This is a genomic window from Nostoc sp. C057 (genome assembly GCF_013393925.1).
In the GTDB taxonomy this organism is placed as follows: domain Bacteria; phylum Cyanobacteriota; class Cyanobacteriia; order Cyanobacteriales; family Nostocaceae; genus Nostoc; species Nostoc muscorum_A.
The window spans coordinates 210,263-229,367 of sequence record NZ_CP040289.1 but is presented as its reverse complement, the minus strand read 5'-3'; the positions used below and the strand labels follow the sequence as shown (position 1 = coordinate 229,367).

Below are 19,105 nucleotides of genomic sequence, written 5' to 3'. Positions count from 1 at the left end.
TCAAACAAAAGTAGCTCTTTTGCAGTGTCGGCGCATCTAAAGCACTCACAAAAAGTTGACAAAACCCATAATTTTGGTAAAAAATCAACCATTCAAGGTACATTGCGATTGTCCAATTATGGTTTGATAAATGATACAGTGTAATTTTTCGTTGCCACCTGAGTATGTTCTTCGTAAGGCCAAGCCTTTTGATATGTGGTTAATAGTATTTTTTGTGTTTAGAGCAAGGCTAGACCCCAGTCAATTAAGATGGCAGCAATTTTGGGTCATTGAATGTGATGGACATTTAGTAGCCTTCGGGCAGATCCGAAACTTTCACTTAGCACAAGAGCTAGGCAGTTTATTTGTTGCACCGACTTGGCGAAACCGTGGTTTAGGGACTGTTTTGATACAGCATTTAATTACTCAAGCTAGTCAACCTCTTTATTTAAAATGCTTAAAACATCAATTGGTGAATTTTTACATTAAAAGAGGCTTTGTATCCGTTAATTTTAAAGATTTACCACCATCCCTCAAGCCAAAGTTTGGACTATCCCAATTACGAAAGAGGTTAACTAAAGCTTTTGTGCTGTTTATGAAGTATGAATATCCCAAATGAGCGCTTATTAACATTAACCTTTATCGCTGTATTGTACTCTTTCAATTATGAATATTTAAGTTGCATAATACTGCTATACTCTTGTGCGCCATTTAGATGAACTGGCTGAGTTTACAAGTTTTAACCTACAAGTATCCAAACCTTATTTTAAATATAAAAGAGGTCTTTTGAAACTATATACTGTTCCGTTATCGGGTTTTAAAAGCGGCGTTATATCTTATTTACTACTCATTTCAGTGCCAGTTAACGCACAGATTATACCAGATAAAACACTACCTATTAATTCCAATGTTGAACATGAAGGTAATACTAACCGCATAGAAGGTGGCACTATAAAAGGGAGCAACTTGTTCCACAGTTTTGAACAATTTTCCGTGCTTACTGGAAATGAAGCTTACTTTAACAACGATATAAATATCCAAAACATTGTTACTCGTATTACTGGGAAGTCTATTTCTAATATTGATGGCATTCTCAAAGCCAATGGCACGGCTAATTTGTTTCTGCTCAATCCCAATGGCATTATTTTTGGTAATAATGCCAAACTAAATATTGGTGGTTCATTTCTAGCTACTACTGCAAATCAAATTAATTTTGCTGATGATACTCAATTTAGTACAAACAATCCCCAACCTAATCCTTTACTGACAGTAAGTGTGCCTATAGGACTGCAAATTGATAGCAACCCAGGTACAATTCGCATCCAAGGTACAGGTCACAATCTAATTGGCCCTCCTTTTTCTCCTCTAATCACAAGTAGTAGCGCCGCAAATTTACAAGTGCAACCAGAAAGAACTATAGCAATTGTTGGTGGTGATGTGATTTTAGAGGGAGGTGTGATAACGGCTAGGGGAGGGCGAATTGAATTGGGTAGCCTCAGCAATGGTTCAGTCAGTATTAATCCTACGACCTCTGGTTGGAAACTGGGCTATGAAAATGTACCTTATTTCCAAGATATTAACCTCTCAAAACGCGCTTTAGTTAATACTAGTGGCATTGGCAGTGGATCTATACAGATAGAGGGACGCAGAGTTACGCTTACAGATGGCTCAGTAATCTTAAATCAAAATCAAGGAACACTACCAGGAGGCACACTAAACGTGAATGCTTCCGAGTCTTTGTCAGTGAGTGGTAGCGATCCAATTGCTAGGACAGCTGGTGGTTTACGGAGCGAAACTTTGGGATTTGGCAAAGCTGGAGACATTGCAATTTCAAGCAAACAGGTAATTATTAAAAATGGAGGACAAATAAATAATTTAACCTTTGGTGCTGCAACAAGTGGCAATATAAATGTGAATGCCTTTGATTCTATACAATTGCTTGGGGTTTCGCCTTTTGACCCTGCTGTTTTTAGTACTATCAGTACTGCAACTTTCAATTCTGGAAACGCAAACAATATTACAGTGTCAACAGGGCAATTCGTTGCCACGGATGGAGGTAACTTGTCCTCTTCAACCTTTGGAACTGGTAGAGGAGGAGATGTCACTGTAAGTGCAACTGACTCTCTAGAAATAATAGGAGCTTCACCAATAACCTTTCAGCCAAGTATTTTATCTTCCATATCGCTCAACGCTGGCAAAGCTGGTAGCCTAACAATCAGTACATCAAAGTTGATAGTTCGAGATGGAGGAAGGGTTGACGCTTCTACTTTAGCAAGTGGAGAGAGTGGTAATGTTACGATTAACGCCTTTAAATCTGTAGAGGTAAGTGGTAAGATACTTGGTTTTGGAGAGCCTAGTTTGGTGATCTCCAGTGCTAATATCGTCTCTCCAATCTTGCAAAAGTTATACAGACTCCCTTCAGTGCCTTCTGGAAAATCTGGAAACGTGACGATTAATACTGGTCAGTTGAGTGTTACAGACGGTGCTGAAGTTAACGTGAGAAATGACGGTTCTAACGATGCTGGAACACTCAGAATCAATGCTGTTTCTGTTTCTTTAAACAAAAAAAGTGCCATTACAGCAACTACTGCTAACGGCGAAGGCGGTAATATTTTCGTGAATACACGGTATTTGCAGCTAAGTAATTACAGTGTTGTAACGACGACCGCAGGTAGTAGAGGCAATGGCGGTAATATAAACATCAATGCAGATATATTAAGTGCTTGGGGGAAGAGCAGTATTGCTGCCAATGCTTTCTATGGGTATGGAGGAAATGTGCTAATTAATACTAGAGGACTTTTTATTGCTCGTGACAGTCAAATTTCTGCAAGTTCTAAATACGGAATTAACGGCACTGTTAGCATTAACAATACTGGTGGTGAAATTTATCCTACTAAACTCAAATCAGAATCGATTCCAGTAGCTCCTCAAATCAGGGCGAACGCACGGGATTTCTGAAACCCTTGCTGGGCAAGGATCTTGATGAAAAAATAGGCTAAATTAAAAAACGCCAAAACCCTTGCTATTAAAGGATTCTTATACTTTAGATGCGTTTGCCCTGCTCCTCAAATAGCCTCAGTTTGTCAAAAAAATTCAGATATGCCAATCAGTAAATTTGTGAATGTTGGCACCGGTGGACTGCCAGCTAATTCTGATGATATGCCATATATGAATTATGAACAGCAAAATAACTCTGTTTCAATCCACAATAATAATAACTTAGAGGCATCGAAGGCATCACAAACTGAAGAACCTATACAGATAATAGAAGCTCAGGGTTGGATAATAAATCTTGATGGGAATGTCGTCTTAACTGCACAAAACAATACAGCAACCCCTAATAGCTCATTATCTGCCTTGGCGTGTCGTTAAAATTTTTTTGTATAAGCAAAACTGGTAATGGAGCGAAAATGCTTAAATATCGGTATTGGTTCAAGTATTTATTGTTAGTCATTCTCGGTTTATTCATAGTTATTACCCAACCATCCTTTATATTAGCTCAAGAGGTAAATAAAGCAACACAACAACAAAAGCAGGCACAATTGTTGACTCAAAAAGGTTACGATCAATTGAATCAAGGTCAGGCAGCATCAGCCCTTGAAACTTGGCAAAAAGCCACAATAATTTACCGTCAACTAAACGATCAAAAGTTACTTACTAAAAGCTTAATCAACGAAAATATTGCTCTGCAAACTTTAGGTTTGTATCCTCGTGCATGTAATACGCTTTTGTCAGCTTTGAAGTTAAATGCAAATACTTCTCTTTGCGCCAATACGCCACAGCAACCTACTGAATATATGGAAAAACTGCTGACGGCAGCCATCAATAAGCAAACTACTTCACCCCTAAATTTGCTCGGATTGCACAACTTAGGAGAAGTCTTGCGTCGGTTAGGCAAGCTTGATGAATCAAAAAAAGTTTTGTCAAAAATATTATCTGCTGCTAAGTTTATCCCTTCTATTGATACTAGTGGCATTCTGCTTTCATTAGGTAGTACTAAACAGGATATTTACAAACAAGCACGGAATCAATATTCTGAAATAGAAGAACCCATTTCCCAGAAACAATTTGTCACTTTCATTCAACAACAGGTACTTGATTCTCTCGATATTTATCAACAAGTGATTAGTACCTCAAATGCTCCAAAGGAAATAAAATTGCAAGCTCAATTACATCGCTTGAGCTTACTGGTAGACTTTGAGCAGTGGTTGGTAGTAGAGACCAATTCAAGTAATACAAAATTAGCCTCCCTTCGTACTAGAATCACTCAACAGATACAGCCATCTGTAGCTTTATTGTTGGAAAATAATTCAGTCTTTTCTCAACTACCAACCAGCTATTCTGTTTATGCCAAGCTGAATTTCGCTAAAAGTCTAAATAAAATTCCAGGACAACAGTTCCATTCCCTAGCTATAAAATATGCTGAATCTGCTTTAGAAAAGGCTAAAAACACTAATAGTCAGAGATTACAGTCAGAGAGTTTTGGCACTTTAGGAAAGTTAAAACTAGAGCGGTCACAACCATATTTTGAACAGGCTTTGGGATTGGCTCAATCAGTTCAAGCATGGGATCTTGCCTATCAATGGCAGCATGAATTAGGAATTTTGTACAAGGAGCAGGGAAAATATAAAGAGGCTCTCCAAGCTTATAGTGCCGCAATTGAAAACGTGACTCAAGTTCGCAACAATCTTTTGTCAAATAATACAGATTTACAGTTCTCATTCAAAGAAAAAGTGGAGCCTTTGTATCGTGACTATATGCGATTGCTCCTAACAGATTATAATCCTAATTTGGAGCGCCTAATTCAGACTAATGAAAGACTGCAAATAGCAAAGTTGGAAAATTATCTTCAATGTGGCAAGCTAAATCTTGTGGCTTTGAATGATTTGAAAAATTTAGATAGCATTCCTTCAGTAATTCACATTATTGATTTAGGCAATAGTATAGAGGTGGTTGTTCAGTCACCTGACAAATCCGTTCACCACCACTCTGTTGCTCCAAAGTTAGTGAAATTTCATGCAGATCATCTTTTACAAACTTTACAGGATCAGAATTTTGCTAATACTAAAATCCAGGTTATTCTTGATTATTCTCAAGCACTTTATAATTTGCTTATTGCACCTATAAAGAAATATTTGCCCCAAAATGGAACATTAGTGTTTACTTTAGATACATCTTTCCAAAGTTTACCTATGGGCTTGCTTCATGATGGAAAAGATTATTTACTGAAGCACTACAACATTGCTGAGACTTTGGGTTCTAAAGTTCGGCAGCCCAAACTTTTACTTAAAAAACAATTAAGAGCTTTAATTGCTGGACTCTCTAAATCTAGTCCCAGCTTCAAAGCCGCAAATGCTCCTTCATACCTGACAGAACTGCCATCTGTGGTAGAAGAAATAGCAAACGTCAAAGAGCAAACCAATTCTTCACTCTCGTTACTCAATGAAGAATTCACTTATAAGCGTTTTATAAAAGAAGTAAGTAGAGAGACTTTTCCGATTATTCACTTAACAACTCATGCTCAATTTAATTCGGTTCCTCAACTGACAATGTTTTTTAGCTGGGACAAGCCAATCAACTTATTAGAGTTTGACAGTTTACTCAAACAAAAAAATCAAATCAATGAAGATGCAATTGAGCTATTGGTTTTGAGTGGTTGTGAGACAGCTAAGGGAAATAAGCGCTCGGCATTAGGAATCGCTGGGATCGCAGCCCAAGGAGGAGCAAGGAGTACTGTCGCAACTTTATGGCGCGTAGATGATAAATCTACCGCTATGCTCATGAAAGAATTTTACAAGGAGTTGAAAGATGGTAAAACTAAAACAGAGGCACTACGTCTTGCACAATTAAGTTTGTTATCAAATCCAGATTACTCCCACCCTTACTATTGGGCAGGTTTCCTCCTCATCGGTGGTTGGCTTTGAGATTTCATCAATTTTAGCCGTGACTGCACCTGAGCTAATTCATTAGAGTTGCCACTACTTTTCGCCAACCACTCTGCCATTTTATATTCACGAAAAGCTTCATCTAGTAACCATGCGTCCAAATAACGATCTCCTAGTACTCTAAACAGAGTCGGATTTTTACTACCTGCTGCCACTCTTGCTTTTAATGAATTAATTGTTTCATTTAAAAACCCTTTTGACATATATATAATATCTAGATCGAGAAAAGCAGCTTCGTCGGCAGATAAGCCTAATTTGTTAATTACATCCACCTCCTCTAAAACCTGTTTAACATCACTTTCAGGCAATACATGGACTACTAACTTTCCAGGAGAATTAATAGGAGAGTCACCTTTATTTGCAGTTACTGTAATTGTATACGCAGCACTGTACTCCAATTCTTTTCGTTTTTTTGGATAGGGCAGTATAGTATCTTTTACTTCTGCTTCCCAGTGAAATTCGTAACTAGTGATCTCTACTGTATAGCTGGTAGCATTCTTAACAGGATGCCAAGAAATTGTCGGTCGGGTATTTAAAAGTATATTTCCGTAGGGAGTAATCAGCTTTAGTGAATCTTGATCTTCACTTGGCCCTTTCATCTTCGGACAGGCATTCCGATTTAGAGGTGTACATTGCCGTCGTTCTGCTTGAACCTGTTGCGGCGTACATATACCTGAGACACCGAAAACAGCACCTTGCTGAAATTCTAAAACCTGGCGACTCGAATAGCACACAGCCTTAACCGTACTTCCATTAGCTGGGTTAATCTTATCTCCTAGACAAATCTCACTTCCGACTGCTAGATAGCGATCGCCTGAGCTGATAATTCGACCAACTTCATTAATGCAGACACGCTTTGCTACTAGTTGGGGTTGAGCCAATGCGCCGCCAGAGTTTGATAGAAGCATTATTGATGCAATTGTTACCAATGGAACTCTAGAGACTTTTTTCCCTACTTCGTTTGTTGAGTCCGGTGTGGCTAGATTGGGCATTGAAAATATTGTCTGGTTATCTTTAAGTTAGTAGCATAACGGGATTAGGGAACAAAAAAAAGCCTATGGTGAAGATTCCGGCACAATATCTCCCAATAACCGCTTTAATACTTGTTTTCTCCATTTCTGAACCTCTAACTGGTTAGACTCAGCAACCAAGCAGACTTCCCAGGATATCCTGGCATGATTAATTTCACCCAAAACTTCATGTACTTGTGCTAGCAGGCAGTAAGCATCTGTTCTTTTGGAGTCTAATTTAATCGCCTTTTCTAAATATTCCTTCGCTTCACCATATTTCTTTTGCCCTAATTTCGCCCACCCTAAATTCTTGTACAAAGTAGCTTGTCTTTCAGGATCTTTAGTTTTTTTTAAGCCTTCTAGAGCTAAACCAACTGCTGCATTATAATCCCCAGTTATATTCTTTAATCTTGATAGATTATTAAGGGGTTGTGCGTCTTTATTGCTATTTTGTATAGCCAATTTATATTGGATTTCTGCTAATGTGTATTCACCTCGATCATCGTAAAAACTTCCCAATCCGTAATGCCCTTCCCAAGCATTAGGTTTTAATTTAAACAGGGTTTCATAACTATCGTTAACGCACTTGTCATCACCTAAGTCTTGACATACTAAAGCCAAGTTATTGTAAATGGCTACATCTTTAGGGTTAAACTTGATAGCGAGTCCATAGTATTTTTTAGCAATTTCAGGAGCTATTCCGCGCCGATCAGCCTGCTCAAAATAGAACTTAGAGATTGAATAAGTTAAATTAGGATTGTATTTGACTGCTGCTTCAAAGTCTTTTTCAGCATCTATAATACGATTTTCTTTATGTGATTTTTCACCTTGTTCCAAAAAAGAGGTTGCTACTATAAAATTTAACTTGTAATTCAAATTAACTGCTTTTTGAAAATAACTTTTTGCTTCCTCAAACCTATTTTCTTGTTGAGCTTTTTTTCCTTCATTTAGATAATAATTTGCTACTAAAGGTAGGGACGCATATATCAAACTAGCAATGCTTAAAAAACTTAATACGCCTACACCAACTCTAAATGACCTCGATTTAATTAGTCGATTAAGTTTTGATTTAAATGGTAAACGCTCCAAACGCTGCAAAATTACTCCTGTAGTTTGCGGGCGTTGCCCTGGCAAGGGAGCCATTAAATCTTCTATAAAATCAGCGAAAGGTCTGTCTATCTGTGAAGCCTTGTCTCGCCAAATTAAATTTCCTGTACTCTTATCTGTTGGCAGACGCATCAGTGACATACCACTAACTAAATGTACAAGGGTTCGCCCTAAAGCATAAAAATCTGATTGAGGTACTGCTTGTCCATTTATCTGCTCCAAAGGGGTATAACGAGGTGTGACAACAGCTGTAATTTCATATACTCCTCCCCTGCCTGCACTAGTTCCCCCACTTCCACTAACTTTCGCCAGGTAGGTGTCAGTTACTCGCCGTGCAGTACCAAAATCAACTAATGCCAGTTGACCATTTACCTGAAGAACTATATTAGAAGGTTTTATATCTCGATGAAAAAAATTAGAGCGGTGTACTGTATCAAGAATTTCAACTAACTGCTTAAGCCATTCTAATGCTAGAGATTGTGAAATTTTCCCATTAAATTCTATCCATTGCTCCAAGTTTTGTCCCTCAAATTTATCCATAACTAAGCAATGTAATGTTAGAAGACTATTGTTTGGAATAAAAGTAAAATAGTCATCTAAAGTACTGCGAGGAATTTTTGGGTGTCGAATTAGTTGTAAGGTGAGAGATTCCCGCTCAATTAACTCTACAAGCTTAGGTGTATTCCATTTTAGAACTTTCATGACTCGTTGTTCACGAACTGGATGCCACTTAGTACCAATGTCATCTACTTCAAAAACATCAAAGTAGTTGTATGGATTATCAGTAAGCGCTTTTAATGGTTTGACTAGACGGATACGGTTATTAATCAGTAGTGAAGTACCACACGATACACACTTTTCAACATTGTCTGGATTTCGACGCTGAGAGCATAGGGGATTGATACAGTAACTCACAAAACTTCCTCGCGCCTTCCTCTTCCGGGTTTAAAACATAAAGAGTTACCTAGTAAATATTTATTTTGTACATGTGTACTCATAATCGTCAGCTTTATGTAGTATTTAGTAGTCTGGTCAGCTAAGACTTAAACATTAGTTGCCTAAACCCACATTTTTCATAAGTCCCACAATGGCTACGCTTGCCGCAGGCATCAGATTCATCGTAACCTCTACCCAAAATATCTTTCAGTCATTTCTGACAGCTAAAAATTTTAATCCAGTGTGAAACGCCTGAATCTACGTTATGTAAGGCTTTGAGAAAACGAGTGATAAATCCGAGCTAAAGACCTCGGCAAGAAACTAAGGGTTGCTGACCTATTTGAAGGTCTAAGTGGTTTTATTAGAAAATATTATGATAAATGTGTAATGTAAACAATTATGAACAACGATCAAGTATCATAAAAGTGCAGTATATTTTTAGAGGTGCAGTATACTTTTTACTCGAGCTAGCTCTAATCTACAATAAAAAATCCTCATAGATATTTAATACACCAACAAAAATTATAAAGATATGGATTTTAGTGCTGAATCAAGACTTAAGTCTACTAACGCTTCCTCTGTTCTTTCACAAGAACAGAAAGTTTTAGGGCAAAGATTTTCAGCAGATGTAACTTTTGAAGATGCCTTGGCTGTAGTAGACAACTTAGTGTTAACCGAAAGACGCAAACGCTTGTCTCCGCCTGAGATTCTTGTTATTAAAGCAGCTTGGGATGGAAAGGAGTATAAGGATGTAGCAAGCAATTCGACTTACAGTCTTAACTACTTGCAACGACGAGTTGCCTCTCCCCTGTGGAATATGCTTTCAACAACGATTGGAGATGGCGAACGAGTTGAAAAACAAAGCTTGCGGTATTTTTTAGAGAGAGTAACAAAAAAGTATCAGTTTCAAGATGCCATACATGAAGAACAAACATACTCTGCTAAGAATCGGATACAAGTGATTGGGAGTAAATCACCTGATGTGTCCAGTTTTTATGGTCGTGTACAAGAACTAATACATTTAAAAGAGTTAGCGATTAAGCAAAGATGCATATTGCTAGTAGGGGCAGCAGGAATTGGCAAAAGCGCATTAGCAGCAAAACTATTAGAAGAACTTAGTTTGGAGTCTCAACCTAGATTCGATTGTTTAATCTGGAAATCGGTGGCCCACGCACCATTAGTTCAAGACTTAGTAGGTGATTTGATAGAGTTAATCCAACCCACAGAAATATCTTCAAGCTTGCCTGAGCATACACAGTCCATGATTTCGATATTGATCAAGCAGTTGCAATCACGTCGCTGCTTGCTCGTATTGGATGCATCTGAAGCTTTATTTCAAACAAGTAACTTTCAGTATCGACGAGACTATGGATTATTTTTTCGTCGTTTAACAGAGGAGCTGTGTCAAAGCTGCGTAATCATAACTAGTCGAGTTTTTCCTGATGAAATTGAGAGTCTAATAGCAGCTGAATTACCTGTCGATTTTCTTAGAGTTGAAGGGTTAGAGGCAGACGCTGCGTTACAGCTTTTATCTAGCAAAGGATTAATAGATGAAGAAAAATGCAATGATTTAATCAAAACTTATAGAGGTAATCCTTCAGAATTAAAAGCAGTAATTAATCGCATTCATCACTTTTTTGGAGGTAGCACCGAAAAGTTTTTTGAAAACCCAACTACATTAGTTAGTGACCAGTTTCAAGAAATGCTGAATTATCTATTTAGTCAATTATTGAGCAAAATTCAGAAGCGAATTATGATTTATTTAACAGAGGAAGTAACTTTAAATTCACAATACGTTGGGTTTGCTAAACTATTAAATGACATGAATCGTGAACCGCAAACGTCAGTTTCAAAATTTGAGCTAATTAAGGCATTAGAGGTACTTGAAAAACACTCATTAATTGAAACTATTAAAGACCCTATTACAGAAGAAATCAGCTTTAATTTAGAACCAGTGGTAAAAAAGTATATTAAAACAGATCCACAAGGATGGGTATACACATCCAAAGCTTCATCCAATTTCCCAATCGCATCATAACAGAGGTATTCATGATTACAGGAAAACTAGAGATTACCACAAAAATCAACGAACTCCCTCAACCCAAGATACTGGAGAATAGCTGGCAGCAATTTGATATTGACTGTGACGGACGAATCATAGTCAGTTCAGTTACAAAACCCAAAGTTTGGAAGAAATTGACTGACACTGTTAGTAATTACCCCCAAATATATAGCAACAATCATTCTTCAACTCGGTCAGCAAACAGACAACAGCTTCGTATTGGATAAACCTAATGATATACAACAAGTAAGTTTTTCAGCGCAAGCCTAAACCAGAAGTAACAGCCACGCCTGGTACTGCTTGAGCCAGGGTAATCACACCCTACACAGAAAGAGGTGCTACCAACCCTCGATTACCCCTAAAGCAATCCTTAGCAAATATGGAGGTCACAAGTAAAAATCAAAACGGCACTAGATACCAGAAGACCAGAAGTTCTGTAAGATCAAAACGAACAACAAATGGAGGGAGATACACAACACCAAAAATTTAAAGGACAAAATGCCACTAAAGAGTAGGCGCTTTGTCCAAGGCTCAAAAAACCGAATAATTTCAGAGCGGGGTTATCTCAAAGCAACCAAAGCAGTGGTAGTTAAAGTTTGGCGACTTGTTTCCACTGACTGGTAAAAAGAGATTAAGTCCACGCTGCTTCTTGTATTATACGAGAAGCCGCACGAAACTCACCAGTTTCGTGTGGCAATTTTTGTTGTTGAAATTCATAAGTTTCTGTAAAGTTAAGTTTGATTAAGAAATATCCCGAATTTTGTAGCAAAAAATAGTAGCAGCGCGAATAACAGTTATCAGTTACCAGTTATCAATAAGGAGTAGACCTTTATTTGATAACTGTTAACTGTTGACTGATAACTGATGCAACCCCCTCTGAACTTGTCAACCAAGTAATCAGGGGAAAATATCGTGATAAACAGAGAACATCCTAAGAGCGCAGTGTTAGAGCGCATGGGGTCGAGTGCAGCTTTCGCATGGCAATTTTGTGCTGTGACGAAGGGAAATTTTCGGAATATCCAGGCTAGTAGTCTGGCAAGTCAACTTTGCATGGTGGTTAGCAGAGGGGCAGAGGGGCAGAGGGGCAGAGGGGAAAGAACTTGTATAAGCCTCTCCTCTACTCCCCTGCTCCCTTGCTCCCCTGCCGACCTCCACCCAGCAATTTTGGGTTGGCGAACTGCTAGAGCAAGGATTTCGCAGTTTGAAAGAGTTCTCTCCAAAGGATTCCGAGGGGAGAACCGATGAATTCAGCGACAACTGAATATCCAAACAATCTCACGGCTGCGGAATACCATGAGTTGTTAGCTGGTAGCGCCATTCATCCGGCGTTGATTAAGCGCAACTTTTTCCACATTGAGGGAGAATCAGTTTATGATTTCCTGTTCATATCTGATAAAATCCCACGCAAGAATGCAGGGCGAGTCACCGATGGATACTTAAAGCTGTATCAGCATTTGCTGTTGGGTGGGACGTGGATTCAATCACTTGACCCATTCAAAAACTGGCAACCGATGGAGTGGGGGCGGATTAAGCCGAACTTCCCCCGTATTGATTGGCAAAAAGGGAAACCCGTCAAATACGAGTCACCCCCAAAAACCCCCAACCGTGTTACCTACTTCGATGTCGCTAACCCCATTTGGGACAAAATAGCAAAACGTTATTTAATTAAGCGCTATCATTCACTTTTAGCATTGCGCTTACTGGATCAACTCAATCCACTAATATTTTGGGAGTGGGTGAAACAGCATCCAGAGATTCCAGTTATCTTATGCGAAGGGGAGAAGAAAGCCGCTTGCTTGCTGAGTCTGGGGTTTGTAGCGATCGCACTCCCTGGAATTTGGAACGGGCGCGTGGGCAAACAGGATTTTGATGAACGGTTGCATCCTGACTTAGTACCAATGGCTCAGGCGGGACGCAAGTTCATAATTCTTTTTGACTACGAAACTTCTTCTAAAACCAGGTGGTCAGTTTACCAAGCCACTGTTCGCACTGCAAAAGCAATCTTAGCTGCTGGTTCTGAATGTGAAGTTGCATTACTGCCGGGGCCAGAAAAAGGCGTTGATGATTTTGTAGTTAGTCGCAGTGAAGATGCCAATGCACTACTAACTGCAATTATAGACGATGCTAAATCACTCAAAGATTACCAGCGCTCCTATCGAGCTAAGAAATGGGGGTTAAGCAAATACCAGCCGGATGTCACTATTAATATTAAATATTTGACCCAAGCACTATGCATTCCTGATTTGGAGGAAAAATGTTCATCTCCCCCGCCTCTTTACGATCTTGGACTTGAAAAATTATTCAGTCCAAATCTGATAGCTACGGACTGCGATTTGGATACTGGGGTTAGGGAAAATGTTGAGTTGAAAGAAGATTCTAGCTCCTTTAGTGCCAAACCTTGTACCCAAAATCCGAAAAAGTCTTTCCGTTTTCCAGACAAAGGACTAGTCGTACTCTGGAGCGACATGGGTACAGGCAAAACTGAACTTATGCGCTGGTGGCGTGAGCAAAACCCCGATGCTCGGTTCCTCAACAACGGGCATCGCGTCAACCTGCTGAAGAATTTAAGCGATCGCCTGAGAACTGCGATGTATTCAGACTTGGGTTACACAGGTTTAGCTCAAGCCCAAGCCCTTAGTATTACCATTGACAGCTTGCACAAACTCAATACGCAAGCGCTGATTTATGGCTGCATATTTATAGATGAAGCTTGCCAATACCTTACCCACCTACTACACAGTAATACGTGTAAACAGCACCGTGCAGCAATCTTGGAGGTACTGGAATATATAGTATACAACGCGCCACTAGTCGTCCTTGCCGACGCACACATGGATGATTTAACCGTGGACTTCTTTCGGGCAATGCGACCAGTAGGTGAAGTACCTTACATCGTCAAAAATGAATGGAAAAATGGCTCACGCACTATATATTGGTACGAAGGCAGTAATTCAAGCGCCCTAGTTGCCCAAATCTCGGCGGCCCTGATGCAAGGTCTGAAAGTCATGGTTGCAAGTGACTCCAAGCGTTTCATCAAAAAACTCGAAAAGTCTTTTACTATTAAGTACGAAGATCCTAACTCTGACCAATCCCATACACCCCAAAAATGGCGCATCTGGTCTGTCCACTCCGATAATTCCGGCAGTGATGAAAATGTCGCTTTCATTAAAGATATCACCAACGCCGTCAAAAACTTTGATGCCTTGTTCACCTCTCCCAGCCTGGGTACTGGTGTCGATATTTCTGAGTATCATTTCGATTTGGTGTTTGGTGTTTTTCACGGCGTTTCCCAAACTGCTACTGAATGCGCCCAGCAGTTGTACCGCTATCGCCCGAAAGTCCCGTTTCATATTTGGGTGGCCCCGCGTCCTCCCTTTGGTTACAAAGATACTAACGCATCCAAGATTAAAGAGCGCTTGCTCCAAACCAATGAAATGACCGCTTTTCTGTTGCGGATTGACCGTCAAACGGGTAAGCGGGGAGCGGAGAAAGATTGGGCACTTGAGGCTTACTGTCAAATTATGGCTAACCGCCACTATTCTCTCAATAATTTGCGCGATGACTTGCGTGAGCTTCTCACCGAAATGGGCAATACATTTATATATGTGGGCAGTGATTCAGATCCTCAGTCTCTCGAAAGTCTTAAAGCAGCAGCACAAGCTTTGGATCGTGCCCACAATTCGGCTGTTGCCAAGGCTAACAATATTACTTTGAGTGAGTACCGTGCCCGTCAGAGCAAAGATTACCTTGACCCTAATGAAATTTTTGAATGCGAAAAATTCCGCATTTCTGATTCTTACGGCATCGAAGTAACCGAATCACTTGTAGAAATGGATAAAGGTGGTCGCTTAATTAGAGCAATTGCTGGACTTGAGGCCATTTTAGCCCCACCCGAAGAATCGTTTACTGACCCCAAAACTGGGCAAACTTATCCTACCCCACCAACAATTGTCACCCAAAAAGACCGCACCGAGCGCGACAATCTACCTTTGTGCATCGACTGGGGCAATTATTCCGCACGGTGGCTGGCTAGATTTAACCTGGGGCTGCATCAAATTCTCGCTTCTTTAATGAAGGGTGATGAAGTTACTGCCGATGACCCCACCTTACTCAAGATGACGGAGATCGCTATACATTGTGCTGCTCACGTCAAAGCAATTCTTGGGTTTACTATTCCCAGTGACTGTAAACCTATTTGGTTGCTAGGAACTTTAGTCGAGCAGCTGGGGCTAAAGCTGACCTTCCGTAAACAGGGTAAACGGGGGCAACAGGTAAAACTTTTCTCTTTGTCTAAAGAGGAATTAGAATTTGCAATGCATGTAATTGCTCATCGTGAAACGAAGCGTAATCAAAAAGAAAATCGAACCTATTATGCGACCCAAACCCCTGCTGCGTATAGTGTAAACCCCAATCAGCAGGCCGTATCCACACCCCCCCCTGATGCTATAGGGAACTCCCATTGCCAAGGGGAGGATACTACCGAATTTGAGTCGCCTCCGACCGATCGCATTACTCTACTTCATTGTGTGGAAATGCTACGCTCTGGTATCAAGCAGGGGGTGGACGCGATTAAGGGCATCCTTAAGCGATGGGTTGAGGATTTGCGCTGGGAGACGGTGCTGGAACTTGAAGCGATCGCGGCAAATGAACTGCGTAAGCTTGAGTCGGCAGTACCGGAATTTTACACCTTGCTAAATGAAGAAGTGTTGCCAATGGAGGGGGGCTAAACTTTCGTCATAACTAACCGCATCATTGAAGTAATTTCTACTTTTGCTTTCAGCAATTGCGCTGATGCTGCTTTGCTAAATCGATTTTTTGGTAAAATGGGGTCAATGCCTTTCCCTTACTGAATTATCGGTCACTTCGACAAAGTTGGGTTTCCCGAAGTCGTCTTCATTGACCGGAGCAAGTAGTGCTAAAGATGATACCGCTCCCAATACTTGATCTTCTCTTACCTCCAGGTACTTGTACAGCTCGTCCAACGTGCGATGCCCAGAAATTTCCTGAATCACTCTTAAGGGAATCCCGGCATTACTCATCGAGGTGAGTGCTGTGCGCCGAAAGCTGTGAGAGCTTACGCCTTCAACTCCTACTTTTTTGCAAGCGACTCGCAATATCCACAGTGCCGAATCTCGGTGCAGGTGGTTATTGGCTCTTGAGTGGTCAGCATTTCCAGGGAACAGCCAAGGAGAATCATCACGCGGGTTATATGCTTGCAACCTGACTCGCAATTCTTGAATTACCGGGATGGCACGGGTAGCCAGTTTCCCTTTCGTGTTACCTTTGCGAAAGATGATTTTGGCTCTGACTTTTCCTTTGGCATCATATACGTCCCGCTTAAGCAACGTCACTGCTTCGTTCACCCGACACGCTGTGTAAAGCATCACCGCAAACAGCGCTTTGTCTCGCAGTGAATCTACCCCCTGCGAGAACAGAAGTTGGATATCCTGCAAAGACAGAATCTTTGCTCGACCATGCCTATCAATTTTCAAGGTTGCTGTCCCATCAACACCCCGCCCTGTTCTTATTATCCCAGTCCACGGGACAGGAATTGCTACGGGGTGCAATTTTCGCAGCTATGCAGATGAGCTCATAAAGATACGAAAGTACGATCCAGATCCACGCCACACAACGAGCAATTAAGAACAAGGCTGGTATCTTTTTTTGTGGTTCCCCCTAAAAATACACCTCTAAGAGGGTGTTTATAAATAAAAAATAAAGAGGATCGCGGTCATTTCGCAGGACAGGTATTTTAAAAAAGACAGTCGTCATATTTGAATCGGATGCCATGAGTCGAAAACCTTATCCCACAGACATTTCCGATACCGAATGGGATTTGATTAAATCAATGATTCCAGCAGAACGTAAGCGCAAACGTGGAAAAAAGCGTGAAATCGAGATGCGGGAAGTGGTAAATGCGATTTTTTATATCTTGCGCGCTGGCTGCTCATGGCGAATGATGCCTCACGATTTACCAGCATGGCAAACTGTATACTCATATTTTCAACGTTGGCAGCGCAAAGGTATATGGCAAAAAATTCATTCAGTTCTGCGATTGCAACTCAGGCAACTCGAAGGACGAGATGTAGAACCATCCGCAGGAATTATAGACTCACAAACAGTGAAAACAACTGAGAAAGGAGGGGTGAAGGGCTATGATGCCGGAAAAAAGATTAATGGTCGCAAACGCCATATCCTTGTTGATACGATGGGTTTAATTTTGATGGTTGTTGTACATACAGCTTCAATTCAAGACCGTGACGGAGCAAAACTGGTACTAGATAAAATTCAATACTCATTCCCCAAGCTGCATTTAATTTGGGCAGATGCTGGATATGCTGGAAAACTAGTTGATTGGGTCAGGTATTTTATTGGCTGTGCAATTGAGATTGTTAAACGCTCTGATGACACTTCAGGCTTTAAAGTATTACCTCGACGTTGGGTTGTGGAACGTACACTTGCATGGTTAGGTCGCTATCGTCGTCTCAGTAAAGACTACGAATATCATCCCCAAACAAGTGAAACCATGATATACGCCGCTATGACGCATTTAATGTTACGTCGATTAGCCCGTAATCATAGTCGCTCAACCGCTTAAGAATTATTTTATAAACACCCTCTAAAAGAAAAACCTAAAAATAGGTGAAAAAATAAACCAATAATGACTTTATAGTTAATCAGTAATATAACAGGTCAAAGAGCATACTTCTAACAGTTCACTACATAAATATTACAGGTGTAGGTTTGGGTTAAAGAAAACGGGCAAAGGTGCTTATTTTAAGAAACTTGTACAAAATTCTTCCCTGCTTCTGTTGCTTTCATGCCAAATCAAGCTTATCGGAATAGCCCGCTATTTCATCGCTATCACGACATAAAACTATAGAGTCATTTTTAGTTTATTTTTTGAGAGTAGTTTGATTCCTCTATAAAAAATTCTTCAAAAAACGGACGGGTAAAACTTGTGTGCCAAAAACTCAAACTTTTCTCCGATGCGTTTGGACACTAATTATTTAAAACTGACAACTAATTCTTTAATGGACACCAGGGCTTAAAAGCAGGGGCAACTTTTAGAGACGCTATGCGTAGCAAGATCCCCGTAGGGGTACAGACTGACTGTACTGAATGCAATTATTGCTTTCTTACTTAGGAATCTAACTAGGTACTTAGCACTGTTTTGATGAGCAAAAATTAGATAAAGCAATCCTGGAAGCGTTTAAGCCTGAGATAATTTTTGATCGCCAATGGTAGCCGTTGGCAGTAGCATCTCTTCATAAAAGGCATTGCTTGAGGAATGCGCTGAGGCATTTGGCGATGATACTATCAAGGTAATTCATCATGATGAATTACACGATTTAATAAGCGTGGTCAGTCCCATTTTACCTAGATGACACGTGAACATGAGCAATACGGGGCGTAAAAAAAAATTAGCATCTTTCAACTGCGATCAAAGAAAGTGGGAGCAGTTTATCGCCTGTTGCAACTCGAAAGGCACAACAGCAACAGCCACGCTGCTAGAATTTATCGATCTCTACTTAGGCGATTCCCAAGATCAGCTTGATGCAATAGATGGTAATAATTTAGACAAACGGTTAGATTCTAAGATTAAGGCAAGTATTGAGAAGTACTTAGTTAAAAGTAATAATAATTACAGTAGTTCAAACAGTGAAACGATAAGAGCTATTTGCGAAAGACTTGATAAGCTCGAGTCAGAGTTTTCAAATGAATCTAATAGCAACCAAAACACAGTAATTGATAATCTCGCCAATTTAGAACAAAAAATTGAAAAGATGACAGCCCGAATGACACAGTTGGCTGAGGCGATCATTAAAATTCAAGACTATCTCAACAACCAACAAAAGCGGGGCCAAAAATCGTACTACAACAATTCATCCTATTCTGGGCAAAGTCCGCGAATGCAACCGTTAACTGAAGAAGGTTTGGCCAAGAGGCTTGGTGTAAGTGAGGAAAGGGAGCAATGCGGTTTTGTCAGATCCGGTAAAAAACAAGCGATCGCTAAATCATTTCCCCAGTAGTGCAAATAAATTTATACTTATTAAGCCGTATTA

12 protein-coding genes are annotated in these 19,105 nt (G+C 40.2%); 9 read left to right on the top strand and 3 right to left on the bottom strand.

Annotated features, from left to right (window positions below; genetic code table 11):
- Positions 1-130 precede the first annotated feature (130 nt).
- The 4 genes from FD724_RS37285 (at position 131) to FD724_RS37270 (ending at position 5,903) form a co-directional block, all read left to right on the top strand.
- Positions 131-598: a GNAT family N-acetyltransferase gene (locus tag FD724_RS37285; protein ID WP_179076645.1), complete on the top strand. Its 468-nt coding sequence runs from the start codon at positions 131-133 to the stop codon at positions 596-598.
- Between the two features lie 167 nt (positions 599-765).
- A complete protein-coding gene (locus FD724_RS37280) occupies positions 766-2,937 on the top strand; it encodes a filamentous hemagglutinin N-terminal domain-containing protein (protein ID WP_179076644.1) in 2,172 nt (723 codons plus the stop codon).
- A gap of 141 nt (positions 2,938-3,078) precedes the next feature.
- Entirely contained in the window at positions 3,079-3,351 is a 273-nt protein-coding gene (locus FD724_RS37275; protein ID WP_179076643.1) for a hypothetical protein, read from the top strand.
- Positions 3,352-3,389: 38 nt separating this feature from the next.
- On the top strand, positions 3,390-5,903 hold the full coding sequence (locus FD724_RS37270; RefSeq protein WP_179076642.1) for a CHAT domain-containing protein: 2,514 nt from the start codon (positions 3,390-3,392) through the stop codon (positions 5,901-5,903).
- Here the strand turns inward: FD724_RS37270 and FD724_RS37265 are convergent.
- Positions 5,864-6,916: a hypothetical protein gene (locus FD724_RS37265; protein ID WP_179076641.1), complete on the bottom strand. Its 1,053-nt coding sequence runs from the start codon at positions 6,914-6,916 to the stop codon at positions 5,864-5,866. The two genes, FD724_RS37270 and FD724_RS37265, sit on opposite strands and share 40 nt — an antisense overlap.
- 63 nt (positions 6,917-6,979) lie before the next feature.
- Positions 6,980-8,956 (bottom strand): tetratricopeptide repeat protein, encoded by a 1,977-nt coding sequence (locus FD724_RS37260; protein ID WP_179076640.1) that lies wholly within the window; start codon positions 8,954-8,956, stop codon positions 6,980-6,982.
- 553 nt (positions 8,957-9,509) lie between these two features.
- Between FD724_RS37260 and FD724_RS37255 the strand changes: the two genes are divergently transcribed.
- The 3 genes from FD724_RS37255 to FD724_RS37245 all read left to right on the top strand — a co-directional run bounded on the left by FD724_RS37255 (position 9,510) and on the right by FD724_RS37245 (position 15,766).
- Positions 9,510-11,015: an NB-ARC domain-containing protein gene (locus FD724_RS37255; protein WP_179076639.1), complete on the top strand. Its 1,506-nt coding sequence runs from the start codon at positions 9,510-9,512 to the stop codon at positions 11,013-11,015.
- Positions 11,016-11,026: 11 nt separating this feature from the next.
- Positions 11,027-11,266: a hypothetical protein gene (locus tag FD724_RS37250; RefSeq protein WP_256874750.1), complete on the top strand. Its 240-nt coding sequence runs from the start codon at positions 11,027-11,029 to the stop codon at positions 11,264-11,266.
- A gap of 1,014 nt (positions 11,267-12,280) precedes the next feature.
- Positions 12,281-15,766, top strand: coding sequence for a plasmid replication protein, CyRepA1 family (locus FD724_RS37245; RefSeq protein WP_179076638.1), 3,486 nt, complete (start codon positions 12,281-12,283; stop codon positions 15,764-15,766).
- 102 nt (positions 15,767-15,868) lie between these two features.
- Here FD724_RS37245 and FD724_RS37240 read toward each other — a convergent pair whose 3' ends face one another.
- Entirely contained in the window at positions 15,869-16,531 is a 663-nt protein-coding gene (locus FD724_RS37240; protein WP_179076637.1) for a site-specific integrase, read from the bottom strand.
- Positions 16,532-16,827: 296 nt separating this feature from the next.
- On the opposite strand from FD724_RS37240, the gene FD724_RS37235 reads away from it, so the two are divergent.
- The gene (locus FD724_RS37235) at positions 16,828-17,637 is read left to right on the top strand and encodes an IS5 family transposase (RefSeq protein ID WP_179076636.1); all 810 of its coding nucleotides are present in this window, start codon (positions 16,828-16,830) and stop codon (positions 17,635-17,637) included.
- A gap of 799 nt (positions 17,638-18,436) precedes the next feature.
- Complete coding sequence (locus tag FD724_RS41460; protein WP_256874749.1) at positions 18,437-19,072, top strand: hypothetical protein; 636 nt, start codon at positions 18,437-18,439, stop codon at positions 19,070-19,072.
- Positions 19,073-19,105: the final 33 nt, after the last annotated feature.

Coding starts and splice junctions, on each gene's coding strand:
- FD724_RS37285 (WP_179076645.1), top strand. CDS start 131: ATGATACAGTGTAATTTTTCGTTGCCACCTGAGTATGTTCTTCGTAAG.
- FD724_RS37275 (WP_179076643.1), top strand. CDS start 3,079: ATGCCAATCAGTAAATTTGTGAATGTTGGCACCGGTGGACTGCCAGCT.
- FD724_RS37270 (WP_179076642.1), top strand. CDS start 3,390: ATGCTTAAATATCGGTATTGGTTCAAGTATTTATTGTTAGTCATTCTC.
- FD724_RS37265 (WP_179076641.1), bottom strand. CDS start 6,916: ATGCCCAATCTAGCCACACCGGACTCAACAAACGAAGTAGGGAAAAAA.
- FD724_RS37255 (WP_179076639.1), top strand. CDS start 9,510: ATGGATTTTAGTGCTGAATCAAGACTTAAGTCTACTAACGCTTCCTCT.
- FD724_RS37250 (WP_256874750.1), top strand. CDS start 11,027: ATGATTACAGGAAAACTAGAGATTACCACAAAAATCAACGAACTCCCT.
- FD724_RS37245 (WP_179076638.1), top strand. CDS start 12,281: ATGAATTCAGCGACAACTGAATATCCAAACAATCTCACGGCTGCGGAA.
- FD724_RS37235 (WP_179076636.1), top strand. CDS start 16,828: ATGAGTCGAAAACCTTATCCCACAGACATTTCCGATACCGAATGGGAT.
- FD724_RS41460 (WP_256874749.1), top strand. CDS start 18,437: ATGAGCAATACGGGGCGTAAAAAAAAATTAGCATCTTTCAACTGCGAT.